Below are 24,286 nucleotides of genomic sequence, written 5' to 3' on the forward strand. Positions count from 1 at the left end.
GATCTCATGTATCGAACGTTGAAAACGGGCTTTACAGCGCCGCAGTCCACAATTCAACAGTTGTTTCATATACGCCGGATCTGCGGAACGATTTGGAATGACTGCGTCCAGCTAGCTCGGTATTATTACCGAATTTACGGCAAGTGGATTAACAAAAGCGACCTTCAAGCTGAACTCAAAGGCTTGTATCCTCTTCACAGTCAGACGATCCAAGCGGTGTGCCACAAGTTTTTGCGTGCCCGAGAAGGAGTTCGCCAAGCTCGGAAAACGAACAAGTCCATCCGATATCCATACAAAAAAAAGTTCGTGTTCCATCCTAAATGGGTCGACAAATCCTTCGTGTTGGAAGGACAGAAACTAATACTTAGCTTAGGAAGATGGCAAGGAAAACAACAAACACCTCTTGTGTTGACGCTTGCTTCGATTTCGACTGGCGTGATCAAAGAAGTAGAGCTCGTCTATGACGGCCGATGGCATGCCTGTTTGTCGTATGAAGATGGCATCGAGCCTGTACCGATTCAAGACGGGCATACAGCCGCGATTGATCCAGGTGAGATTCATACGATCGCCGCCGTCAGCACCAGTGGACAAGCACTGGTGATTTCGGGCAGGAAGATGCGTAGCATTCACCGGTTGCGAAATAAAAAAGTGAGAGAGCTGCAAATTCTCATGAGCCGCTGTCAAAAAGGATCGAGAAAATGGCGTCAATACAATCGAGCAAAAAAGTACATTCTCTCCAAAAGTGAACGACAGCTAGGAGATCTCCTGCATAAGACGACCCGTGCTTTTGTGAACTGGTGCGTGGAGCAAAAAGTCGGGCATGTTGCTCTTGGCGATGTAGAAGGTGTTCAGCGACACACAAGCAAGCGAAACAAAAAACGAAAACGTATCCGTTCCAAACAAATCAATCAAAAACTTAGCAACTGGAGTTTTGGAAAGCTCACGAAACAGTTGGCTTATAAATTAGAGGCGATTGGCGTCTCCTTATCAAAAGAAAACGAAGCCTACACGACGCAAGCATGCCCTGCTTGTGGAAAAAGGAACAAAGTCCGTTCGCGAAACTATCGATGTTTTTGCGGCTATGAACAGCATCGGGATGTCCACGGTGCAGCGAACATCTTATCCCAGTATTTGCACGGGAAGTTTCGAGAAATGATGCTGACCAGTATCACGTATCTACGTCCTGTACAGGCGTAGTAGATGGGTAGAACCGCCCCAGAGGGAGATGGCCGTGTCTTCGATTTTCTCTCTGTTGCTCACGGTGGCAGCAAGCCGTCGAGAGATAACTTGCGTCAAGACCACTGCTTCCATACGGGAGCGTCAGTCCCCGAGAAAGACGAGGGTGTCGTGTACATCTATGGACATCGTCCAGCTTCTGATATCGAGGGGATCGACAAGAAACCCCTACCTAAGAGTGCGAAGCGATAGGTGGGGGAGGTTCATTCGTAAAAAGAAGTTGTCCTACTTTTGTGGGGCAGCTTCTTTATTCAGTTAATGAATAAGAAGTCTTTCTGTTTACGAAAGCGTTTAGAAAATATGAAAATGAGTAACAATGGAGTGAAGAGTATAAAGCAGAAAAAAGCGTCCTTAAAGCAGGTAAAATCAAGCTAAATGAAAACTTACTGATTTAATTTAAGATTTTTATAAAAAAGGATTGGAATTTCTAAGTAACAGTAGTAAGATGGTACATGAAAAAAAGATGCCGCTTTATAAATACGGGGAAATAGCAAAAAAACAGTAGGATTAGAAAGTATATTAATATAACGAATATTTCATAAATATGCGTAAGTCGACATTGTTTTTTTGTATGTGTGAAAATGTCATAAAAAATTGCTGAATTATGCGTTAATACTTTATCTTATGAGTCTTCAGTGGTAAGATGTCCTTGTAAGCGGTTTTATTTTCACTTCTTTATGTTATTTTCTACTGTCGCTTCATTCTTAGAAAATAACTGAGCAAAAAATTATTCAATGTAAAAATTAACGGGCGAAATGGTTGGAGGTTTTTTAGAATGAAAATGCAGACAGCCCAAGGGAATCCATGGAGTAAATTCTTTGGACCAAACCTTGGATATGTGATGGAAGTATATGAACAGTATTTAGAAGATCCAACGTCGGTGGATCCAGAGCTAAAACAAATGTTTGATGAATGGGGAGCACCTGTAGCTAATGAGCAAGTTGCGGAAGGTGGTCAAACAGCTGTACCTGCATCACAAGGAGATTTAAACACGCTATTTAAAGCAATTAAATTAGCGGATAGTATTCGTATTTTTGGGCATTTAGCGGCAGATATTAATCCATTGAATGACCGTAACAAAGACACGCGGCGAATTGAATTAAGCACGTATGATTTAACAGAAGAAGATTTGAAAAATGTTCCTGTTAAATACTTATGTCCAGATGCGCCTCCTCATGTTACAAATGGATTAGAAGCAATCCAACATTTGAAAAAAGTCTACACAGATAAGCTAGCTTTTGAATTAGCCCAAGTTCATGATTTAGAAGAAAAGCAATGGTTGAGAAATCAAATTGAATCAACAAAATATTACCCTAAATTCTCTAATGATCAAAAAGTTCAGTTATTAAAGCGTTTAACTGAAGTTGAAGGGTTTGAGAAATTTATCCATAAAACGTTCGTAGGACAAAAGCGCTTCTCTATTGAAGGGTTAGACGCGATGGTTCCTCTTCTTGATGAAGTGGTTCGTTCCTCCTCTGCGAATGGAACAAAAACGATTAACATCGGAATGGCTCACCGTGGACGTCTAAATGTACTTGCGCATATTTTAGGTAAGCCTTATGAAATGATCTTTGCTGAATTCCAGCATGCGCCAAGCAAAAACCTTCTTCCTGAAGGATCAACGAAAATGACTACATATGGCTGGACTGGTGATGTTAAATATCACTTAGGTGCAGACCACGATTATAAAGAAGATGCTTCTGTTACACGTGTGACGTTGGCTAATAATCCTTCTCACTTAGAAGTAGTCAGCCCGGTAGTTACAGGATACACTCGTGCGGCTCAAGAGGAGCGTACAAAGAATGGTGTACCTGAGCAAAATACTGAACTAGCACTTGCTGTACTTATCCATGGTGATGCGGCATTCCCAGGACAAGGTATTGTCAGTGAAACGTTCAATATGAGTAGAATTCCTGGATACCAAACAGGTGGATCAATTCATATCATTGCGAACAATATGATCGGCTTTACGACAGAAAGCTATGATTCACGTTCTACTCGCTATGCTTCTGACTTAGCGAAAGGATTCGAAGTGCCAATTGTACACGTCAATGCGGATGATCCGGAAGCTTGTTTAGCAGCTGCTCTTATGGCGGTAGATTATCGCAATCGCTTCGGAAAAGATTTCGTGATTGATTTAATTGGTTACCGTCGTTTCGGTCATAACGAAATGGATGAGCCGATGACAACAAACCCACTGATGTATCAAATGGTTCGTCAGCACCCAACAGCTAGAGAAATTTACGCAAATAAATTGATCGATCGCGGTGTGTTAACGAAGGAACAAGCGGATCAATTAAATATTGATAACGAAAATAAATTAAAAGATTTATTCGAAACGGTTCCGAAAAAAGATGAAAACCCAGATATCATTATGAATCCGCCAAAATTTGTTGAGAAAGAGCTTCCAACAGGCGATACAGCTGTTAACACAGACTCTCTAAATAAAGTCAACAATGAATTATTGACTTGGCCAGAGGATTTAAACGTCTTTAAAAAGCTAGCACGTATTTTAAAACGTCGTGAAGATGTATTTGAAAAAGACGGCAATATCGATTGGGGTCATGCGGAAACGTTAGCCTTTGCTTCGATTCTAAAAGAAGGCACGCCGATCCGTTTAACAGGACAAGATGCTCAACGCGGTACATTTGCTCACCGAAACCTTGTTTTACATGATGAGAAAACAGGAGAAGAGTATGTGCCACTTCATCATTTAGAAGGTGTGGACTCATCCTTTGTTGTGATTAACAGTCCGCTAACAGAAACAGCGGTTGTCGGATATGAATACGGATATAATGTCTTCTCTCCAGAGACTTTAGTTCTTTGGGAAGCACAATTTGGTGACTTCGCTAACATGGCACAAGTGATGTTTGACCAATTCGTTTCATCAGGTCGTGCGAAATGGGGACAAAAATCAGGTCTTGTTATGCTATTACCACATGGATACGAAGGTCAAGGTCCGGAGCATTCAAGCGCAAGAATGGAGCGCTTCCTGCAAAGTGCAGCGGAAAACAACTGGACAGTAGCGAATCTTTCTTCTACTGCTCAATATTTCCACATTCTTCGTCGTCAAGCTTCTATTCTTCAAAAAGAGGAAGTACGACCGTTAGTCATTATGACGCCTAAGAGCTTGCTACGTCATCCTTTAGCTGCGTCTAAAGCTTCTGAATTCACAAATGGTTCATTTAAACCAGTAGTAGAAGAACCAAGACTAGGAAGCAATCCAGAAAAAGTGGAAAGAATCGTTCTATGTAGCGGAAAAGTCTCTATCGATTTAGCTGAGCAAATTAGCAAAACTGAAGGGCTTGATTGGTTACATGTGCTTCGAGTGGAGGAAATCTATCCATTCCCTAAAGAAGAAATTACTGCTCTATTATCACGCTTTACAAATGTGAAAGAATTAGTATGGCTACAAGAAGAACCACAAAATATGGGTTCTTGGACGTATATTGATCCAAGACTTCGCGATGTGGCTCCAGAGGGGGCAGCTGTTCGTTACGTCGGCCGTCGTCGTCGTTCAAGCCCTTCAGTAGGGGATGCTATTGTTCATAAGAAAGAACAAGAACGTATTCTGAATGAAGTATTAACGAAGTAAGTAGCTAAGTGGGCGGATTAAATTTTCCGCTCACTCCTAAATAATAAACTACATTTAAATTTGATGAGACATTAGAGGAGGACACGAAAGTGGCTGAAATTAGAGTTCCAGAGCTGGCAGAATCGATTACAGAAGGTACAATTGCTCAATGGTTGAAACAACCAGGAGATCAAGTAGAAAAAGGAGAATTCATCGTTGAATTAGAAACAGATAAAGTCAACGTTGAAGTGATTTCTGAAGAAGCAGGAGTTATCACAGAATTAAAAGCAGCAGAAGGGGACACAGTAGAAGTTGGTCAAGTTATTGCGGTAGTAGGAGCAAGCGGATCAGCAGCTGCATCTGCCCCTGTAGCTGAAGCTGCACCTCAAGCAGAAGTCAAGCAAGAAGAAGCACAAGCTGAACCTGCTCAAGAAGAGACAAAACAACGTACAATTGCTTCTCCAGCAGCACGTAAACTTGCTCGTGAAAAAGGCATTGATCTAGCGGAAGTACCAACAGTAGATCCAATGGGTCGCGTACGCAAGCAAGATGTAGCATCATTCTCTAACCAACCAGCACCATCTGCACCACAACAAGCAGCTAAAGCTCCACAAGCAGCAGCTCCTAAGCAAGATGAGGGTAAACCAGTGGAGCGCGTTCGCATGACACGTCGTCGCCAAACAATCGCGAAAACATTAGTAGACGTTCAGCACACAGCTGCGATGCTTACTACGTTCAATGAGATTGATATGAGCGCGATTATGGATCTTCGTAAACGCAAAAAAGACAAATTCTTCGAAGATCACGATGTTCGTCTTGGCTTTATGTCTTTCTTCACGAAAGCTTGTGTAGCTGCATTGAAGAAATATCCATATGTGAACTCAGAAATCGATGGCAATGAATTTGTTTTGAAAAAATTCTACGATATCGGTGTAGCTGTATCAACTGAAGACGGCTTAGTTGTACCAGTTGTACGTGACTGTGACCGCAAAAACTTTGCTGAAATCGAAAGCGATATTTTAGGCCTAGCTTTAAAAGCTCGTGACAATAAATTAGCATTAAGCGACCTTCAAGGTGGATCATTCACAATTACAAATGGTGGCGTATTCGGTTCATTAATGTCTACTCCAATTTTAAATGGTCGTCAAGCGGGTATCCTTGGTATGCATACAATCCAAACTCGTCCGGTAGCGATCGATAAAGATACAATTGAAAACCGCCCGATGATGTATGTGGCATTATCTTATGATCACAGAATTATCGATGGAAAAGAGGCAGTTGGCTTCTTAAAAACTGTTAAAGAATTAATTGAAAACCCAGAAGATCTTTTATTAGAAGGCTAATACGAGAAGGATATTCGATATCTCTTAGCACGAATGATCATATGTAAAGGTGTGCCTTAGCTGGCACACCTTTTTTTCTAAACTATTTATTTATCATTAACCCCCGTTTTTGTACTTCCATTCGCAGTAAGCGAATCCAATCTCGATCTTGACCTTTCTTCTTTGCATCCCGATAAGCAGCGACTAGCATTTCATTACTCATAATTTTCATGAAATATCCTCCTTTGTTTTCGGTTACTTAAAGTTATAAGGCAAGCGGAAAATAAAGAATATTCTTTATTTGCTGTGTATTATACATGTTTATTAACATGTTTTAAAGTATAATGATTGAAATCCATCTAAAGTTGTGCGAAGGAAGTAAACGCTATCAAAATGGGGATTGTTTATCACATGAAAAAGGGCTTAATAGATGAATTTTATCGACTATAAAAATATTATGTAAATAAGAGGTGTCTTCATGTATATCTATACGAGTGATCAAATAAAATTAGTAGATGAAGAAGCAGCGAACAAGGGAATGTCAACATTCACATTAATGGAAAACGCCGGTAGTGGGCTGTTCAGAGCGGTAACTTCCTTATTATGTGGAGGAGAGAAAATAGCGATTCTATGTGGGAAAGGAAACAATGGAGGAGATGGGATCGTTTTAGCAAGGTATTTAAAAATAGCTGGAATGGATGTAGACCTCTTATTACCAGTAGGAGAGCCAGTAACAAACGCAGCGAAACAACATCTCGATTACTATCAAAATTTAGGTTACACAATAGAGGACTTCAATGAAGAAGTAAAATATGATGTCATTATTGATAGTTTGCTTGGTGTCGGTGCGAAACAACCTTTATCCAATCCAATCAAAAAACTAACTTCTTGGGCAAACGAGCAATCTGCGATACGAATAGCTATTGACTTGCCAACAGGGGTTTCTGCCGATCATGGGAAAGTGGATGAAGCGACATTTCGAGCAGATCATTCTTTGCATTTACATGGATACAAACCAGCCTGCTTCCTCTTTCCTTCCTCTGAATTTTTCGGCGAAAAGCACGTAATTGGCATTGGTTTAGCCCATAACAGTTCATGGAAGGTTTGGAGGGCAGCGGATGTGCGATCGTTGTGGAATGAAGCCCCTCAAAATGCTCATAAAGGCAGCTTCGGTCACGGACTATTAATAGCAGGAAGCAACTCTATGCCTGGTAGTGCAGCGCTTGCTGCGATCGGTGCTGTACGGACAGGCATTGGTAAATTAACGATTCAAACGACGCCTTATGCAGCAGCGATTATTGCTCACCATGCACCAGAAGCGACGTATCATTTTGAACCCCATATGGATGAACTTCTTTCATTTGACGGAGTAGCTATTGGCTGTGGGTTGGAATCTACAGACGAGCTTGAGACATCGATTCAACGCTGTTTAACAGAAGAACTTCCGCTTATATTAGATGCTGGAGCTCTTTCAAAACGAAACTATCGCTTGCCAGATCGAAAAGCAAACGTCATCGTCACCCCTCATCCCGGAGAATTTGCCCGAATGACAGGTCAAACAGTGCAAGAGATTCAAATGAACCGCTTAGAAGTAGCTTCTCAATTTGCTAAAGAACAACAAGTAATTGTTGTGTTAAAAGGACAATATTCAGTGATTGCCTTTCCTGACGGGACAGGTATAATTAATACGAGCGGGAATGAAGCGTTAGCTAAAGGTGGAACAGGCGATGCGTTGACAGGGATGATATTAGCGAGCATCTTGCGGATGAAAAATGATCGTGCAGCGATTGCTAATGCGGTGTTTCTCCATGGAGCCTGTGCGGACATGTGGGTGGAAAACAACGGTCGATCCAGCATGGCAGCTCATGATATCAATCATCTGCTACCGTTCGTTTTGAAAAAAATCATAGGTGGAACTGCCAAAGGAGGAAATTATGAATCATCTGACATGGACGAAAAAAGAAACAGTGAAGCAAGTAGAATGTGTACACACAAATGCAGCGAAATATATGGTGAATAACCGATTAACGGCTGGTCAAACATACGATGTTAAAAATGAAACGGAAGAGTTTTATTTTGTTGTCGATAATAAAGGAAGTATTTCTGGCTTTTATAAAGATTATTTTAAAGATGCATAGTCCGATTTATTGAAAGAAAAAGGCTGTATGTAGAGGGGCAAACTCTTTTTCATACAGCCTTTTCTTTGAATTATTGCATAACTTAATAAATTTAAATATTTACTAGTATTTTTAATCTTTTTTTGTTAATATTATGGGCAAGGAAGGGTGTTTTTAAGGACTATAGTATCATAATCCTTCAAATATCTTCATACATATAAAATAGTTTCTATGTTTACTTAGGGGGAGTACAGGTGTTTGATGAGAGAGTAGCATTGAAAATCAGGCTAGAACAACTTGCTGATTCCGAGTTCAAAATTATTCGTGAATTTAATCGCGAACGTGAAGTCATTTTTCAGCGATTAAAAGAATTAGACGCTGCTGGTAATGGGGAGATGCCAAAGGAAATGATGGCTGTTATGCCAATCACTAGTTTGCCAGACAAGAAGAAGAGAGGACGTCGAAGTGAAAATCTAGATGAATTGAGAAACACAGCGATCTCCGTTTTGAAAGCTCAAAACACGCCAATTCGCGGAGTGGAATTGCAACGTCAAATTGAAGAGAACACAGGGAAGAAAATTGCTAATATGACGACGTTTATGGTAGCGCTTGAACGTGAAAATCAGCGTGTGCGTAAATTAGGAAGAGGATTATACATATATGACTATGAAGGCTGATTGTTCATTTGCAATCAGTTTTTTTCTGCTTCATATTGTTGTACTAAAACGAACAGGACAGGTATGATAGAAAGCAGGTCTGAAAATGAATGGAAAGGAAAGATCTCAGTGATAATGACAGAATTACCTGCTGTCGTCCGACAACAGATAGAAGAACGTAAGCAGCAATTTACCAATGATCCAGCAAGCGATTTGATCGGTCAATCAGGATACCAGCCGGAGGAGCAAGAGGTCATACTTGATGCGGCGATTGCCTTATCGATGGGGAAAAATATCTTATTAAAAGGTCCTACTGGTTCTGGAAAGACAAAGTTAGCTGAAACGTTATCGGCGATGTTTGCACAGCCGATGCACAGCATTAATTGTTCAGTCGATCTTGATGCCGAAGCGATGCTTGGCTATAAAACGATCTCCGAAAAAGATGGAAAGAATTATATTGAATTTGTTCCTGGACCTGTCGTCCAAGCGATGAAAACAGGTCACTTGCTTTATATCGATGAAATTAATATGGCTAAGCCAGAAACATTGCCCATTTTAAACGGGGTGTTAGATTATCGTCGTACGATCACCAATCCATTTACGAATGAAGTGATTAAAGCAGCCCCTACTTTCGGCGTAATTGCAGCAATTAATGAAGGTTATGTTGGGACGGTTCCGATGAATGAAGCGTTAAAAAATCGCTTTATCGTCATTGAAGTGTCCTACGTAAAGGGTGAAACATTAAAAGCAATTCTTTTAAAAGAAAGCCGCCTGACTGATGCGACAATGATTGATCGTTTCACTACTTTATCACAAGATTTAATTGTACAAGTTAGAAATGGACAAGTATCAGAAGAAGCTGCTTCTGTCAGAGCGTTAATTGATGCTTGTGACTTAGCGACTTATATGCCTCCATTAAGAGCGATTCAGCGAGCGATCATCGATAAGCTAGAAGATGAAAGGGAACAAGCAGCTGTTAAAAACATCGCAGAAACTATGTTTGATTGAGGAGATTTCATGGAGAGATTTATCCAGTTTAATGATGAAATGGTTGAGTCCTTTTTATTCATGCAGTTATCTGATTTAGCAAAAACGTTAACGAAAAATCCAGAGATGGAAGTAGAGTATGGACCGCATTCTTATGTTAATAAACAAGAAAATATCATCTACGTCAGTCATTTTTGGCATCATCGTTCAGCGGATGACACATGGAATGGCTATCAATCTGATGTGTTCTTACGTGCCATCGGTCATTTTCGATATGTTGACGAATATGAGATTAAGACATTTGTTGATGGAGTAACGCAAACGAAGATTCCTTCTTTTGCGAAGCAATTATTGGTGATTGCAGAAGATTTACGGATAGAGGAAAACATTAAATTAGAGCGACCAGGCACGAAGAAGGTATTTGCCGTAAGAAGAAGGATTTTGCGTCAATATTTTCAAACACAATTAAATGTAAATTTAGTAAAGAGCCTTCATACAGACGCTTTATTTAACTATTTATTTTTGTTATTAAACGCAGAGGCACCGATCGAGCCGCCTTCGATGAATGAAGAATTAGATCGAGCGATGTCCTTTATTCAATCATCAGTACTTCGTTTTTTTGAAACAACGTCGACGAAAGAAAACGTTCGAATTTGTGAACTACTGATAGAAGTATTAGATGAACTATTATCAAAAGATATGCTAAATGAATACGTTCATTTACCTGATTCGACGAATTGGTTCAGTGGTGAAGAGGAAACGTTTCAAGATATGAAGAGACAAGACCCATTAGCGAATGATGATCAATTAGAGGAGAAGAAGACGGGTGAGGAAGAGGTCGCAGAGGAAGAGTTTCGTACGTGGCATCGGGAAACGAGCGAATTAGGCAAAAGCTTTTTGCAATTTGACCTCGATCAAGGTTCTAAAACAGAAGTAATGGGAGAAGGCGCAAGAGAAGGTGAAGAAGGCGATCAAGCACTGGCGATGGTGCAAGGATCTGCAAAGAAAACGAGCAGAAATGACTTTACAAACCTTCAAGCGGAACAACTGAAGAAAGAGGGCAATAAAGGCGGACATGAAGCAAAATACGGCAAAGAGAACCGTTTCGCTATGTCTATTTTTGATGTCATTCATCCACCTCGCTATGAGCAAGTAAAAGATTATAAAGAAAAACAAGCTCGGATTGCTCCATTACGAAAGAAATTAACGAATATGATTGAACAAACATTAGAGCACAAAAAAATTCGACCGCGAAGTGATCTTCAGGCGGGTCGTTTAAACAAAAAGCTGTTGCGTTTTTTCTTAGAAGAGCAGCCACGCTTATTTTATAAAAAACAGGAGCCTTCTGTTGAAATTGATGCTGTGTTTACTTTACTCGTTGATTGTTCGGCTTCGATGCAAGATAAAATGGAAGAAACGAAGCTAGGGATCGCTCTGTTTCATGAGGCGTTAAAGTCTGTGAAGGTTCCTCATGAAATCATTGGTTTTTGGGAAGATACGAATGACGCGACGGATACGTATCAACCGAATCATTTTCAAACCGTCATTAATTATCACAACTCTTTACAAAAAAGAAGCGGGCCAGAAATTTTGCAGTTGCAACCAGAAGAAGATAATCGTGATGGCTTTGCGATACGAATTATAACGGAAAAGCTCCTTCAAAGGGGAGAGAAGCAAAAGTTTCTACTCGTCTTTTCAGATGGTGAACCAGCTGCTTATGATTATGATCGTCAAGGAGTCATCGATACGCATGAGGCGGTATTGCTAGCTAGAAAGCAAGGGATTGAAGTGATCAATGTCTTTCTAGCGAATGGAGAGGTAGAGGAAGCTCAAAGAAAAACGATTCAAAATATATATGGAAAATACAGTATGTTTGTCTCAGCTATTGAAGAATTACCTGCTATTTTATTTCCGCTTTTGAAAAAATTATTATATAAAAGTATGGGATAAAGGCGAAGGGAGTACCCACTTCCTCTTATTCCTTTTTTTCAGAATACATCAAATTTTTATCAACAAGATATTATCTTTAAATATGAAAGATTCTAAAAATTCAATTGACATTTTTCGTCGAAGTGCGTAGAATATTATTCGGAATTAACGTCAAATGAAAATGGATATCAAATCAGTGAAATATACTGATCAGATCATCTGATTTGTGGCTGGCAGTTTGAGAGGAGATCATAATGAAGAAAAAAGATATATTGTTTACCGGGCTCATGCTTTTCGCTCTTTTCTTTGGGGCAGGGAATTTAATCTTCCCACCTTTTCTAGGAATGGAAGCAGGTAGCTCGTTTTGGCCCGCGATTATTGGATTTGTCATCACGGGAGTCAGCTTGCCGATTCTTGCGGTAGTGGCCATTTCTTTTACTAAAGGCGGGGTCGCTGCGATTGGAATCCGGGTACACCCACTATTTGGATTGATTTTCGCTATCATTGTTTATTTAGCGATTGGTCCGTTTTTCGGTATTCCCAGAGGGGCAAGTGTCGCGTATGAAATGGGGGTACAGCCATTTTTAGAAGCATCTAGCAAAGGGTCGCTTTTTGTTTTTATGACAGGTTTCTTTCTGTTGGTCTATTTATTTAGCTTAAATCCATCGAAACTAGTGGACCGTATCGGTCAATGGCTGACGCCCGCTTTGTTGTTATCGATTGCGGCTCTATGTGTAGCGGCCTTTTTCAAATTTGATGCTCCGCTCACAGCACCGACAGAAAAATATGCGCAGTCACCATTTATTACTGGCTTTATCGAAGGGTACTTGACGATGGACACGATTGCAGCGTTAGCGTTTGGTATCGTGGTCATTTCCGCCTTTGCTGAGCGAGGAGTCACTGATCGAGGAAGTCTGGCCAAAGCAACGATTAGTGCGGGGATCATTGCAGGCGTTGGTTTAGCGACGGTATATATTTCGATCGGCTGGATTGGCACGAAAATGACGATGACAGGAGATTATGAGAATGGGGGAGCGCTTTTAACGGAGGCAGCCTACCTATTGTTCGGTGATGGAGGACAAGTGTTGCTCGGAACGATTGTGGCTTTAGCTTGTTTAACGACTTGTATCGGTTTAACCTCTGCTTGTGCTCAATATTTCAACGAACGATGGCCAACAATTTCCTATAAAAACTTTGTGCGATTATTAATTATTATTAGTTTTGCCATTGCGAATTTAGGTCTCACACAAATCATTAAAATATCCGGTCCTGTGTTAATTATGATTTATCCATTTGCAATCGTATTAGTACTTTTATCCTTTGTCACACGATTCGTTCATAACCCTAAAGGCTTGTATATCGGAGCGATCGCTACGACCGCCATCTTTAGTTTAAATGATGGGTTAACAGCATTTGGAGCGCAAATAAGCGTCTTATATGAAGCGATTTCTTGGGTCCCATTCTTTTCATCGGGGCTAGGGTGGTTACTTCCTGCGATTACTGGTGGAATGATAGGATGGATCATTAGCTATATTGGAGAAAGAAAATAAAAAAACGGTGGGCTACCCACCGTTTTTTATTATTTTAAATGTAATAGTTTTTGTTTTAATTCATTTTCCATAGCGGATAGCTCTTGCTCAGCTTGCTGGCGTTTCGTTCGGCCTTCTTGCTGAATGCGCATCGTTTCTTCTAATGTAGAGATCAAGCTCGATTGCGTTTTCTTTAATGTTTCAATATCAACAAGCCCGCGTTCATTTTCTTTAGCTGTTTCGATCGTATTTGTTTTCAGCATTTCGGCATTTTTTAATAATAAGTCATTGGTCGTTTGCGAGACTTGTTTTTGAGATTCCATTGCTTTCTTTTGTCGAACGAGCGTTAAGGCGATCGCGATTTGGTTTTTCCATAATGGAATCGCTGTTAAAATCGATGACTGGATTTTTTCAGCTAACGCTTGATTCATGTTTTGAATCATTCGAATTTGTGGAGCACTTTGGATCGTGATTTGACGGCTTAATTTCAAATCATGGAGACGCTTTTCTAAACGATCAGCAAATTGCACCATATCATTGACGTCTTGGTACGCCATTTGATCACCTGATTGCTCTGCTTTTTGACGAAGAGCAGGGATTGTTTCGGTTTGCAACTCTTCTAATTTCAATTCTCCAGCAGCGATAAAAATATTAAGCGCTTGAAAATATTCTTTATTTTTCTCATATAGCTGTTCTAGCATGACGATGTCTTCAAGCAATAGCTGTTTCGAGTGGTCTAATTTAATGCTGATGCGGTCAATTTGACTGCCGACCTTTTGATATTTAGACAAAACTTCTTGAATGGAGCTGGACACGCGATTAAACAGTCGACTAAGCATATTTTTCTTTTCAGGCTGCAATTCATCCGGATTGACTTCTTGTAGCCTTTTCATTAAGTCATTTAAAATATCGCCGACGCTGCCGATATCTTTTTGTTGGACATGATCGAGCATCGAATGTGAGAAACTCGACAACTTTGTCTGAGCGGAAGTACCGTAGCTAATAATCGCTTGGTGATTTGTTGGATCAATTTGCTTCGCTAGTTCTTTCGCTTTTTGCTGATGCTCTTCAGGAAGTACATCAATCAGTTTCTTCTCCACTTGTGCATTTGTTGGCGTAGAAGAGACAGCAGGTTGAGTTAAGCTGTCACCGAATGGGCTTGAAAGCAGGTCGTCAAGTTCATTGACAGGATCTTTATAGATAGTAGGTTGTTTGTCATTTGCTTCGTTTGTCATGATTACAATCTCCTTTTGTCGTTAGGATCAATCAAATTCTGTTTTTTTAATGAGTGCTTGGCTACATCAAGCTCGAAAGACAAGTGCTCAATATCTTTCGCTAGCACTTTATGCAAATCATTTTCTAATGTTTTCGTTAAATCGTCTAATGTTTCTTGTGTTTCAATCAATGATTGCTTGACGGATTCATTTTTAATTTTATGCCCATTTAAATGAGCGTATTTTTCAGATAATTCTACGACTGAATCAAGATGCGAGTAGAAGAAGGCTTCAGCTTCATAAAAGCGTTGCGGTTCCTTTTTCACGATCGAAAAAATTCGCCGAACTAGTCGATTCAGTTCAATCATCTGCTTAAAAGAGCTGATGCTTCGGACTTTAATAAAGCCTTTTTGCAATCGGCTTAACTTTTCGCGTGCATCTTTTAAGTTATCAAGGATAAAATAATATTCTTTTCTAGCAAGTCCATATTTTTTATATAGACGGGCATCGGCTAAGCGTCCTAAGCTATAAAAGAGGGCAATCGCTAATATCAAGCTCGCAATACCAGCAATGAGGGGAGAAAAGCCCCACTGATTACTAGCAAGAATTCCTCCTCCTGTAGCGATAGGAATTGTCACCAATGCGCGCCATAGAATAAAGCTGGCGTTTCTCATCTGATTCACTCCATTTAGGATTTTACTTGTTCTACGTAAGAATAGTTAAAAAAGTTTCATTTTGTCACATTTTTTCTCTCTCTTTACTTTAAAGCGAATAGGACATATATGCAAATGAAAAGCAGAAACCATAAGGCTTCTGCTCATTCATTATCTTGGGGGCAAAGAAGATAAAATATCATCAATATACCGAACAACTTGTTCAGAGGATTCTTCTAATCGCACTAACGCTTCTTCTGCCTGTTGCAGTTGATGTTCTCTGAAGGAAATGGCTGCTTCTTTCGCTTGTTCATGCACCATTTTATGGACAGATTCTAGCTTTCTATAGCTATCAAATTGGCTAAAGCGCTGTTTGGTTTGTGGTTCGTAGTACCATTTTCCAAGTCGACAGTCCATATGAGAAGAAATGTCTTGAGGATTAATATCCTCTAAGCCGAGAAACATATTGTAAATTCTCCATTTCCAAATGTAATGATCGGTTTTTGATAACATTAGTAAAGCTTTGGTTGATAAAACAATGGTGTTTTTTTCAATCACGTTTAAACGGAAGGCATTTATTTGCTTTCCAAGTCCGTGGATCGCAGCACCAGTATCGTCTCCTAAAGAGCCTATTTTATCCGTTAGAATAGCGATCTGTTGCATTTGCTGGGCCATTTCGTCCATGGTAGCTGCTTGTTCCTCAGTTACGGCTGCTGTACTATTAATGTCTTCGTTAATCTCACTAATTGTTTCCACAATTTCTGTTAACAATGGTAAGGAATCTTTCGCTTCAGACACTGCTTTTTTAATGACGGAAGCTGTGTCGCCGATAGAAACGGAAACATCTTGTGAAAATGATTTTAAATTTGTGACGTTTTCATTGACCTTTTGCAAAGATTGAACCGTGTTTTCTGCTAGTTTACGTACTTCTTGAGCAACGATTGCAAAGCCTTTTCCATGCTCTCCTGCACGGGCTGCTTCAATTGATGCGTTGAGAGCGAGTAAATTAGTTTGATCGGCAATGTCATTAATTAATTGAACAACACTTTCGATTGTCGATACGTATGACTGCAACCGAGAAAACTTATCTACGATTTCTGAAAATGTCGTTTCTGTGTTGAAAATTTCATCTAAAGCGTCAGAAATAACTTGATGGCTATAGTTGGTTCTATCAACTAAAACACCTGTTTTTTCGGACACAGTAGAGGCGGACTCAGCGACCGCATTAATCGACGCTCTCATTTCATCGGTTGCAACAGTAGACGTTTGCACTTGCACATTTTGGTCATCGAGCAGCTGGACTAAATCTTTAATAAACATAATTTTTGTTGTTTCATCCATCAATTGGCCAATCTCTTGGATCACTTGCTCCATCATTTCTTCTGAAAAACATTCAGTGAGCAATTCTTGGTCAATATTGATCGCTCTTTGGACGGATTGCATATATGCAATACCATTAGATGGTTTTAGCCCAAGAAAGTGAAGTGTATTAGTGATCACATAAAAATTAAACTGATTAAACATCACAATTAATTTACCTAAATTGTAATGGCTATTTCTTAGTAAATAGAAAAAGGATAATACACTTGTTACATAGGTAGTATCACGCTTGTTCGTGAAGAAACAACGAATATAGTTGACGATTTCCTGCTGCGGGATATCTTTTGAATGTGGTTCACGACATTTGGAAAGATATGTTTGAAATAACTCTAACATCTCTGTTTCTAAAGGAGCTAATTTTTCATATATTTCTTCAATTCTAGTGAAATCTGCTTCATTGAAATGATTGTAATCCAGTGTGTTTTGGAAACGACCTTGTATAGTGGAATCCGTTCCAAACTGAGTGAGAATAGAAGTGGTGGCTCTTGGTCTCATCTTTTTTAGCATAAAATACCCTCCTAAAACCAATAAATGGATAAAACGACATACTAACATATTATAATAAGTAAAAAAGTCTTATTGAAGGTAATTGTACTAAAAGAAGCGCAAAAGACAAGACCTCTATTGTAAAAATTCAAATAAAATAAGAGGTTTTTAAATAATATTTAAAAGGGGGCTGGTAAATAGAAAAAAATAGGGAGCCAAGATAGCTCCCTATTTTTATTCATTACTTTCTTTTACTGGATGTGTAGAATACCACTTTTTACCTAACCATGTTTGTCCGATGAGGAATAGTCCACTCACTGCCCAATAAAGTGGTAGGGCGGCAGGGGTAGAGAAAGAGAAGACTAAGATCATGATCGGTGATAGCATACCAACTATCTTCATTTGCTGTTTCTGTTGTTCAGGTACATTGATCATAGACACTCGGAATTGAAAGAAATACATCACTCCAGCAATTAATGCCATAGCGATATCCGGTTGGCCTAATTTAAACCATAAGAAATTAGCGGTTTGAATATCTTCTGAAATGCGGATCGCATAGTATAGCCCCATCCAGATCGGCATTTGTATGAAGATCGGTAAGCAACCCATCGCAAATGGATTAATGTTATGCTGTTGATACAGTTGCATCATTTCTTGCTGAACTTTTCGCTGTTCCTCTGGAGTTTTTGCTTCTTTCAATCGTTTTTGGATATTTTCCATTTCGGGTTTAACGACTTCCATCTTGTCTCTCATAATTTGTTGCTTTTTCATTGAATTCATCATGAGTGGTAACAAAATTAAACGTACAGCTAAAGTAATCACAATAATAGCGAATCCATAGTTACCTAAAAATTGACCTAGCGTATGAATGAGCTGTACAAAAGGGTTGACTAAATAATCATGAAAAAAGTGCCCTTCTTGTTCAGCGCTTTGGCAGCCTGATAAAACAAACACCACGGCGACCATTAAAGAAATGAAAATAGATGATTTTTTCAACGTAGTTCCTCCTATTTGCCATAACGACAAGCAAACTGCTTTTAAAGCTAAAAAAAGTATATCCTAAAACGTCGGTGAGTTCAAACATTCAAAATTCAAAAAATACTAGCTGTATAGGGTGATCCCACTGATTGAAATTTCACATTATTTTTTATATAATAGCCTAGAGTTTAACAGCGAGGAGAGAAGAACATGTCTCATACATACACAATTCGTTTATTTGAAACATATGAAGATTTTAAGAAGATGGCTGACCTTGAAAGGTTGATTTGGGGAATTGAGCCGATTCCAGAAAATCAGACGATGATTGCGCACAAAAATGGTGGGCTAGCACTAGGAGCATTTGACGGCGATCAATTAATCGGGTTTAGTTACAGCTTTGCTGGTTTTCGCGAGGGCCATAGTTATTTATGCTCACATAACTTAGGAATTCATCCAGACTATCAAAAGCAAGGAATAGGAGATGCGCTGAAAAAGGCTCAACGGCAAGAGGCAATCAAATTAGGTTATTCGTTAATTACTTGGACGTACGATCCATTAGAAAGCGTCAACGGCTATTTAAATTTATCTAAATTAAATGGAGTTTGTCGAACATATATTGAAGATTGCTACGGCGATATGCCAGACAGTTTTAGTGAAGGGATGCCGACAGATCGATTTATGATCGAATGGCATATTAAGGAAGATTATTTAGATCAGCCGAACGAATGGAGTGAGGAAGGAGCAAAAATGGCTGCTTCTTGGGGAGCGAATGAAGACGGCATCCTCTTCATTGATGAGTTAAATGTTCAATTAGAGGGAGAAAAATGGTTAGTACCTGTACCTAAAAACTTCCAAGAAATTAGACAAACTAATTCACAAGTCGCTCTGCAGTGGAAGAAGACGTATCGCAAGCTATTTAACCAATTATTTGATGCAGGATATGTAGCGGTTAAACTGATTAGAACAAAAGAAGAGCATGTTAACTATTATTTATTAGTGAAGCAAGAACAACTGCCATTTTAATCGTATAGACATAGAGTTAAAGAGGTCATTTCCATAGAGAGAGGCCTCTTTTTCATGCAAAAAACGCAATTGAGTAAACTTTAATTAAAAATAAGTTGACTAAAAACCCTTTCTTCTTTTATCTTAAGTATAGAAGTATTGATAAAGTATGGAAAAAAGAGAAGGGGGAGTTATACAATGAAAAAGTGGGATGAATTAGCAGATGTAGTTCTTGAGGGGCATGAAATTGGAGATGCGGAAGCACTTTCGATTTTAAATTGTCCAGATGATGAGTTGCTTGCCTTACTAAATGCAACGTATAAAATTCGTCATCATTACTACGGCAACAAAGTGAAGTTAAATATGATCATCAATACGAAGTCTGGCATCTGTCCCGAAAACTGTGGCTATTGTTCTCAGTCTACTCGTTCATCGGCACCGATCGAAAAATATCGCATGATGGATAGGGACTCCATTGTTCAAGGGGCAAAGCAAGCCCATGATTTACGTGCTGGCACGTATTGTATTGTTGCTAGTGGCCGAGGACCAAGTGAGAAAGAACTAGAAAATGTAACTGAAGCAGTAAAAGAAATTAAAGATAAGTATCAATTGAAAATTTGTGCTTGCCTTGGATTATTAAAGCCAGGTCAAGCGGAAAAGCTAAAAGAAGCTGGTGTTGATCGTTACAACCATAACATTAATACGTCAGCTGATCATCATGAGCAAATTACGACGACTCATACATACGATGATCGCGTAGCTACGATTGAAAAGGTGAAAGATCAAGGTATTTCCCCATGCTCAGGTGTAATTGTTGGAATGAGAGAGACGAAAGAAGATGTCGTGACGATGGCGCGTAGTTTAAAAGTATTGGATGCGGATTCAATCCCTGTAAATTTCTTGCATGCGATTGACGGCACGCCTCTTGAAGGAACCGATGAACTCAATCCACGCTATTGTTTAAAAGTGCTTTGTTTATTCCGCTTTATTAATCCAACAAAAGAAATCCGCATTTCTGGAGGACGTGAAGTAAACTTAGGCTCCTTACAACCGCTTGGCTTATACGCAGCGAACTCCATTTTTGTCGGCGATTATTTAACAACAGCTGGTCAGGAAACAACAGCTGACCATCAAATGATCGAAGAAATGGGATTTGAAGTAGAGTTTGCTGACGAAAAACAAGAACAATTAATATAAGAAACGAAGACTGACTGAGAGATCGGCCAGTCTTTTTTAGTAGGAATTTTTTTCAAAATTTACAGAAATCTATTGAACGACCTCTCAGTCTCATGATACTATTTACTTATTAGAAAATTTAAAAAATTCAACAAGGTCATAGGGGGACTGGGAAATGAACGTGCCATTACTATTAACGCAATTTTTAGATCGTGCTGTCACATATTATGGGGAAAAAACAGCTGTAATTTCTGAAGATCGTCAATTTACATATAGCCAATTAAATGCTCGTGTCAATCAATTATCAAGGGGATTAGTAGACTTAGGCGTACAAAAAGGGGATAAAGTGGCCTATCTCGCACCGAATTCCTTGGAGATGCTTGAAGGGTTTTATGGGATTTATCAAGTGGGAGCGATCATGGTACCGCTTAATATTCGTTTAAAACCAAATGACTATTTATTTATTTTAAATCATAGCGAATCAAAAATTTTATTTGTAGATCAAGATTTATATCCACTCATAGAGGAAATTAAAGATCAATTAACAACGGTTGAACAAATTATTGTCCAATATAAAAATAGTGAAACAAATGAAATCGATTACGATCATTGGCTTAGTCGTTTCTCTGAACTTGCTTTCGATCGTGTCGAACTCGAAGAAGACGATGTTGCCAGTCTTTTATATACAAGCGGAACAACAGGCAATCCAAAAGGGGTAATGCTGACTCATCGAAACAATTATTTACATGCCATGTCTTCGATGCATGCGCTTCGTGTATCAGATCGAGATGTCTACTTGCATATTTTACCGATGTTTCACGTCAATGGTTGGGGGTCTCCTTTCTACTACACAGCAAATGGAGCCACTCATATTTGCCTCAGAAAAATTAGTCCAAAAGCTATTTTTGATGCGGTGGTCAGCCATAACGTAACGGTGATGCATATGGCACCAACCGTATTAAATAGCCTATTACAATATTATGAAGAAAACGTCCCGCCAATTGGAAAGGATGTTCGCGTCGTTATTGCAGGATCAGCTCCGCCACCATCCTTTGTGGCTCGCGTAGAGAAAGAACTAGGTTGGGAGTTTATCCAAGTATACGGCATGACAGAATCTTCTCCATTAAGCTTATATTCATCCATTCGCTCACCATTTGTCGACTTACCGTTAAAGGATCAATATCGCATGAAAGCAAAAGCTGGATATGCGATGATTGGCAGTCAAGTGAAGGTTGTTGATGAAAATGGAGAAGAGGTTCCGAAAAACGGAATTTCTATCGGTGAAATCATTGTACGTAGCCATGGTGTGATGAAGGGATATTGGAAAAACGAAGATGCAACAATGCAAGCTTTAAGAAGTGGTTGGTTGCATACAGGTGATATGGGCACAGTTGATGAACATGGTCATATTGATATTGTCGACCGCAAAAAAGACGTAATTATTAGCGGCGGTGAAAATATTTCTTCCATCGAGGTGGAAGGTGTATTGTATGAACATCCGGATGTGTTAGAAGCAGCGGTCATTGCTGTTCCGCATGAAAAATGGGGCGAAACACCGCATGCCTTTATCGTTAAACGTGAAGCTTCTGATGTGAATGAGAAGGACTTAATTCAATTTTCAAGAAGCCACTTAGCTCACTTTAAAGCGATTACAGGTGTGACGTTTGTTGAGGAGTTACCGAAAACAGCGTCAGGTAAAATACAAAAAATCCACCTTCGTAACGACTATTGGAAAGAGAAAGGAAAGACAGGTCGATTCGTTAATTAAAGGGCCTCTGTTTATTATAAAACGATCTTAAAAATGGGGCTGTCCGTTAGTTGGTGATCCTTCGCTTGCTTTGAGTGAAGTCTCTTATCTAAAGGACAGCTTCTTTTTAATAGAATAGGAGGAGAACGATCATGCTTAGCGGAATAAAAGTATTGGATTTCACTCAATACCTTCCTGGACCATACGCCACTTTGCGGTTAAGTGATTTAGGTGCAGAAGTGATCAAAATCGAGCGACCTCAAGGAGAACCAGCTCGTGAGCTATCGGAAGGGAAAGTATTTCAAGGGAACAATCGTAATAAGGGGAGCCTAGCGTTCGATTTAAAAAATCCAAGCGACCAACAAAAGGTGATGAATCTCATTCGTTCAGCGGATGTGCTAGTAGAAAGCTTTCGTCCGGGAGTCATGACCAGCCTTGGATTCGGTTATGACGAGTTGAAACGTTTACACCCTCGTCTTGTTTATTGTTCTCTTACTGGTTACGGTCAAACGGGGGAGCTGAGTTCACTTGGCAGTCATGATTTAAATTACATGGCGTTGAGTGGCATGCTATCACAACTGAAGGATGAAAATGGACGCCCCGTTCATCCAACGCTCACTTTCGCTGATTTAATTGGCGGCTTAGCGGCTTCTGAAGCGATCATTGCCGCCTTATTAAAAAGAGAAAGAGAGGAAAAGGGAAGCTATATTGACTTGGCGATTACCGATGCGGTGATGAGCTTATTAACGACTCATATGCAATATCCTAGAGGTAACGGTGTACCTGAATTAGATGGTAGCATCATTTCCTATCATATTTATGAAACGAAAGATCAGCGGTTTGTGAGCTTAGCGGCACTTGAGCCGAAGTTTTGGTCGAATTTTTGCGAAGCCGTTCAAAAGCAAGAATGGCTTCCTTATCATTTTGAAAAGGCCGAACAGGGAAACCAAATGTATGAAGAGGTATGTCAATTATTTCAGTCAAGGTCATTTACTGATTGGGTCGCATTTAGTGAGAAAATCGATTGTTGTTTAGCACCGATTTATGAAATCAGTGAACTAAAGGATTCTCTTTACAATCAGCAACGCCGAATGATTGTTCAGTCACCTTGGAATGATCTTCAAGTGTTCACGGCGGCCAAGCCGAATGAGTTACACGAACCACCTCGTTTGAATAGTTCTATATTGAATCAAAAGTAGTGTGGGTGGAAGAAAAGAGGAACAGCGATGAGAGACGGAGTAGTGTTTATTTTTCAAATAGCTTTATTATGGCTCATTAATGAAGTGAGTGATTATATAACGGATTTTTTGAATGTACCGATACCAGGGAATGTGTTTGGTATGATCATGCTCTTTTTTCTTCTTGTCACAGGCGTGATCCGAATGGATTGGGTTGAAAGAGGGGCTTCTTTTTTAAATAAGCATCTGTCTTTCTTTTTCGTTCCAATTGCGGTCGGTTTGATGATGTATGGTGGCTTGATTAAAGCTAGTGGGTGGATGCTCGCTGTTGTGATTTTTGGTAGTTCAGCGATTGGGCTAGTGATCACAGGGGGAGTGACACAAGCTTTGTCTGCAACAAGTAAAAGGAAGGAGAGTGGTCATGAGCAGCATCACATTATTTAGTGTGTTCTTGACGGTTGCTGTTTATTTACTATCTAGAAAATTGTCCTTCCGTTTCCCCTCACCATTGACAACTCCCGTATTTGTTAGTACAACGGTCATTATTGTCGTTTTGTTACTTAGTGGAATTTCTTATGAAGAATATACACCAGCAAAAGACATTATGACGTATTTGCTTGGGCCGGCAACTGTTGCACTGGCGGTTCCGCTGTATCATAATCGAGCGGTATTCATGTCCCGGCTCGTTCCAGCTTTTATCGGTTTAACTATTGGAACGATTTCAACGATTGCTTCAGCAGTTTGGCTAGTGAAAGCATTCGGTTTATCCAAAACAATTGCCGCTACCGCAGCAACGAAGGCAGTTACAACACCAGTCGCTATCGAAGTTGTCAAAGTGATCGGTGGTGATTCGGCTCTTGCTGCTGCTTTTGTCATGGTCGCTGGCATGTTTGGTGCTATTTTGGGGCCGTTCATTTTAAATGTAATGAAAATAACCGATCCGTTTTCAAGAGGATTATCCATCGGAACGGTCGCCCATGGCATTGGGACAGCACAGGCGGTGACGGAAGGGCGGCTTCAAGGAGCTGTTTCAGGAGCTGCGATGGGGTTTGCTGGGATTGTTACGTCGATCATTTTACCTTGGTTGTTTCCATTATTATGATAAAAAGCAAGTGCCGCTCC

General features: G+C 39.8%; 21 protein-coding genes. 16 read left to right on the forward strand and 5 right to left on the reverse strand.

Features of this window, described 5'->3' with window-relative positions:
- The first annotated feature begins 6 nt into the window (after window positions 1–6).
- From CEF22_RS09745 to odhB, 4 genes are all read left to right on the forward strand, one after another.
- Entirely contained in the window at window positions 7–1,197 is a 1,191-nt protein-coding gene (locus CEF22_RS09745) for an RNA-guided endonuclease InsQ/TnpB family protein (RefSeq protein ID WP_100403969.1), read from the forward strand.
- Window positions 1,198–1,200: 3 nt separating this feature from the next.
- Window positions 1,201–1,428: a hypothetical protein gene (locus tag CEF22_RS09750; protein WP_100402712.1), complete on the forward strand. Its 228-nt coding sequence runs from the start codon at window positions 1,201–1,203 to the stop codon at window positions 1,426–1,428.
- Between the two features lie 583 nt (window positions 1,429–2,011).
- A complete protein-coding gene (locus tag CEF22_RS09755) occupies window positions 2,012–4,831 on the forward strand; it encodes a 2-oxoglutarate dehydrogenase E1 component (RefSeq protein ID WP_100402713.1) in 2,820 nt (939 codons plus the stop codon).
- Between the two features lie 89 nt (window positions 4,832–4,920).
- Entirely contained in the window at window positions 4,921–6,153 is a 1,233-nt protein-coding gene (odhB, locus tag CEF22_RS09760) for a 2-oxoglutarate dehydrogenase complex dihydrolipoyllysine-residue succinyltransferase (RefSeq protein ID WP_100402714.1), read from the forward strand.
- A gap of 82 nt (window positions 6,154–6,235) precedes the next feature.
- Here the strand turns inward: odhB and sda are convergent, their stop codons facing one another.
- Window positions 6,236–6,364 (reverse strand): sporulation histidine kinase inhibitor Sda, encoded by a 129-nt coding sequence (gene sda, locus CEF22_RS09765; RefSeq protein ID WP_094836103.1) that lies wholly within the window; start codon window positions 6,362–6,364, stop codon window positions 6,236–6,238.
- Window positions 6,365–6,610: 246 nt separating this feature from the next.
- Here sda and CEF22_RS09770 point away from each other — a divergent pair, with 246 nt between their 5' ends.
- The 6 genes from CEF22_RS09770 to brnQ all read left to right on the forward strand — a co-directional run bounded on the left by CEF22_RS09770 (window position 6,611) and on the right by brnQ (window position 13,371).
- The gene (locus tag CEF22_RS09770) at window positions 6,611–8,152 is read left to right on the forward strand and encodes an NAD(P)H-hydrate dehydratase (protein WP_100402715.1); all 1,542 of its coding nucleotides are present in this window, start codon (window positions 6,611–6,613) and stop codon (window positions 8,150–8,152) included.
- Window positions 8,067–8,270, forward strand: coding sequence for a DUF6501 family protein (locus CEF22_RS09775; protein WP_100402716.1), 204 nt, complete (start codon window positions 8,067–8,069; stop codon window positions 8,268–8,270). Before CEF22_RS09770 ends, CEF22_RS09775 begins: the two co-directional genes overlap by 86 nt.
- A gap of 233 nt (window positions 8,271–8,503) precedes the next feature.
- Window positions 8,504–8,926: a Rok-like winged helix domain-containing protein gene (locus tag CEF22_RS09780; protein WP_095480141.1), complete on the forward strand. Its 423-nt coding sequence runs from the start codon at window positions 8,504–8,506 to the stop codon at window positions 8,924–8,926.
- Window positions 8,927–9,040: 114 nt separating this feature from the next.
- Window positions 9,041–9,913, forward strand: coding sequence for an ATP-binding protein (locus CEF22_RS09785; RefSeq protein ID WP_100403970.1), 873 nt, complete (start codon window positions 9,041–9,043; stop codon window positions 9,911–9,913).
- Window positions 9,914–9,922: 9 nt separating this feature from the next.
- Window positions 9,923–11,842, forward strand: coding sequence for a vWA domain-containing protein (locus tag CEF22_RS09790; RefSeq protein ID WP_100402717.1), 1,920 nt, complete (start codon window positions 9,923–9,925; stop codon window positions 11,840–11,842).
- Between the two features lie 233 nt (window positions 11,843–12,075).
- A complete protein-coding gene (gene brnQ / locus CEF22_RS09795; RefSeq protein WP_100402718.1) occupies window positions 12,076–13,371 on the forward strand; it encodes a branched-chain amino acid transport system II carrier protein in 1,296 nt (431 codons plus the stop codon).
- Window positions 13,372–13,400: 29 nt separating this feature from the next.
- Here brnQ and CEF22_RS09800 read toward each other — a convergent pair whose 3' ends face one another.
- The 4 genes from CEF22_RS09800 to yidC form a co-directional block, all read right to left on the reverse strand.
- Window positions 13,401–14,585 carry a toxic anion resistance protein gene (locus tag CEF22_RS09800; RefSeq protein ID WP_100402719.1) on the reverse strand — a complete coding sequence of 395 codons (1,185 nt, stop codon included), beginning with the start codon at window positions 14,583–14,585 and terminating at the stop codon, window positions 13,401–13,403.
- Window positions 14,586–14,587: 2 nt separating this feature from the next.
- Entirely contained in the window at window positions 14,588–15,238 is a 651-nt protein-coding gene (locus CEF22_RS09805) for a 5-bromo-4-chloroindolyl phosphate hydrolysis family protein (RefSeq protein WP_100402720.1), read from the reverse strand.
- Between the two features lie 150 nt (window positions 15,239–15,388).
- Complete coding sequence (locus CEF22_RS09810; RefSeq protein WP_100402721.1) at window positions 15,389–17,104, reverse strand: globin-coupled sensor protein; 1,716 nt, start codon at window positions 17,102–17,104, stop codon at window positions 15,389–15,391.
- Window positions 17,105–17,317: 213 nt separating this feature from the next.
- Window positions 17,318–18,079, reverse strand: coding sequence for a membrane protein insertase YidC (gene yidC / locus CEF22_RS09815; RefSeq protein WP_442857362.1), 762 nt, complete (start codon window positions 18,077–18,079; stop codon window positions 17,318–17,320).
- Between the two features lie 192 nt (window positions 18,080–18,271).
- Here yidC and CEF22_RS09820 point away from each other — a divergent pair, with 192 nt between their 5' ends.
- From CEF22_RS09820 to CEF22_RS09845, 6 genes are all read left to right on the forward strand, one after another.
- A complete protein-coding gene (locus CEF22_RS09820) occupies window positions 18,272–19,084 on the forward strand; it encodes a GNAT family N-acetyltransferase (protein WP_100402722.1) in 813 nt (270 codons plus the stop codon).
- 177 nt (window positions 19,085–19,261) lie between these two features.
- Window positions 19,262–20,260, forward strand: coding sequence for a biotin synthase BioB (gene bioB, locus CEF22_RS09825; protein WP_100402723.1), 999 nt, complete (start codon window positions 19,262–19,264; stop codon window positions 20,258–20,260).
- Window positions 20,261–20,414: 154 nt separating this feature from the next.
- A complete protein-coding gene (locus CEF22_RS09830) occupies window positions 20,415–22,007 on the forward strand; it encodes a long-chain-fatty-acid--CoA ligase (RefSeq protein ID WP_100402724.1) in 1,593 nt (530 codons plus the stop codon).
- Between the two features lie 131 nt (window positions 22,008–22,138).
- Complete coding sequence (locus tag CEF22_RS09835; RefSeq protein ID WP_100402725.1) at window positions 22,139–23,185, forward strand: CaiB/BaiF CoA transferase family protein; 1,047 nt, start codon at window positions 22,139–22,141, stop codon at window positions 23,183–23,185.
- Between the two features lie 27 nt (window positions 23,186–23,212).
- Window positions 23,213–23,608: a CidA/LrgA family protein gene (locus CEF22_RS09840; RefSeq protein WP_100402726.1), complete on the forward strand. Its 396-nt coding sequence runs from the start codon at window positions 23,213–23,215 to the stop codon at window positions 23,606–23,608.
- Window positions 23,586–24,266 carry an LrgB family protein gene (locus tag CEF22_RS09845; RefSeq protein WP_100402727.1) on the forward strand — a complete coding sequence of 227 codons (681 nt, stop codon included), beginning with the start codon at window positions 23,586–23,588 and terminating at the stop codon, window positions 24,264–24,266. The genes CEF22_RS09840 and CEF22_RS09845 overlap by 23 nt, the downstream gene beginning before the upstream one ends.
- Window positions 24,267–24,286: the final 20 nt, after the last annotated feature.

Source organism: Bacillus sp. FJAT-42315, from assembly GCF_002797375.1.
Lineage (GTDB): Bacteria > Bacillota > Bacilli > Bacillales > Domibacillaceae > Bacillus_CE.

Excerpts from the sequence above, each read along its gene's own strand:
- CEF22_RS09745 (WP_100403969.1), top strand. The coding sequence starts at position 7 with ATGTATCGAACGTTGAAAACGGGCTTTACAGCGCCGCAGTCCACAATT.
- CEF22_RS09750 (WP_100402712.1), top strand. The coding sequence starts at position 1,201 with ATGGGTAGAACCGCCCCAGAGGGAGATGGCCGTGTCTTCGATTTTCTC.
- CEF22_RS09755 (WP_100402713.1), top strand. The coding sequence starts at position 2,012 with ATGAAAATGCAGACAGCCCAAGGGAATCCATGGAGTAAATTCTTTGGA.
- sda (WP_094836103.1), bottom strand. The coding sequence starts at position 6,364 with ATGAAAATTATGAGTAATGAAATGCTAGTCGCTGCTTATCGGGATGCA.
- CEF22_RS09770 (WP_100402715.1), top strand. The coding sequence starts at position 6,611 with ATGTATATCTATACGAGTGATCAAATAAAATTAGTAGATGAAGAAGCA.
- CEF22_RS09775 (WP_100402716.1), top strand. The coding sequence starts at position 8,067 with ATGAATCATCTGACATGGACGAAAAAAGAAACAGTGAAGCAAGTAGAA.
- CEF22_RS09785 (WP_100403970.1), top strand. The coding sequence starts at position 9,041 with ATGACAGAATTACCTGCTGTCGTCCGACAACAGATAGAAGAACGTAAG.
- CEF22_RS09790 (WP_100402717.1), top strand. The coding sequence starts at position 9,923 with ATGGAGAGATTTATCCAGTTTAATGATGAAATGGTTGAGTCCTTTTTA.
- brnQ (WP_100402718.1), top strand. The coding sequence starts at position 12,076 with ATGAAGAAAAAAGATATATTGTTTACCGGGCTCATGCTTTTCGCTCTT.
- CEF22_RS09800 (WP_100402719.1), bottom strand. The coding sequence starts at position 14,585 with ATGACAAACGAAGCAAATGACAAACAACCTACTATCTATAAAGATCCT.
- CEF22_RS09805 (WP_100402720.1), bottom strand. The coding sequence starts at position 15,238 with ATGAGAAACGCCAGCTTTATTCTATGGCGCGCATTGGTGACAATTCCT.
- CEF22_RS09810 (WP_100402721.1), bottom strand. The coding sequence starts at position 17,104 with ATGCTAAAAAAGATGAGACCAAGAGCCACCACTTCTATTCTCACTCAG.
- CEF22_RS09820 (WP_100402722.1), top strand. The coding sequence starts at position 18,272 with ATGTCTCATACATACACAATTCGTTTATTTGAAACATATGAAGATTTT.
- bioB (WP_100402723.1), top strand. The coding sequence starts at position 19,262 with ATGAAAAAGTGGGATGAATTAGCAGATGTAGTTCTTGAGGGGCATGAA.
- CEF22_RS09830 (WP_100402724.1), top strand. The coding sequence starts at position 20,415 with ATGAACGTGCCATTACTATTAACGCAATTTTTAGATCGTGCTGTCACA.
- CEF22_RS09835 (WP_100402725.1), top strand. The coding sequence starts at position 22,139 with ATGCTTAGCGGAATAAAAGTATTGGATTTCACTCAATACCTTCCTGGA.
- CEF22_RS09840 (WP_100402726.1), top strand. The coding sequence starts at position 23,213 with ATGAGAGACGGAGTAGTGTTTATTTTTCAAATAGCTTTATTATGGCTC.
- CEF22_RS09845 (WP_100402727.1), top strand. The coding sequence starts at position 23,586 with ATGAGCAGCATCACATTATTTAGTGTGTTCTTGACGGTTGCTGTTTAT.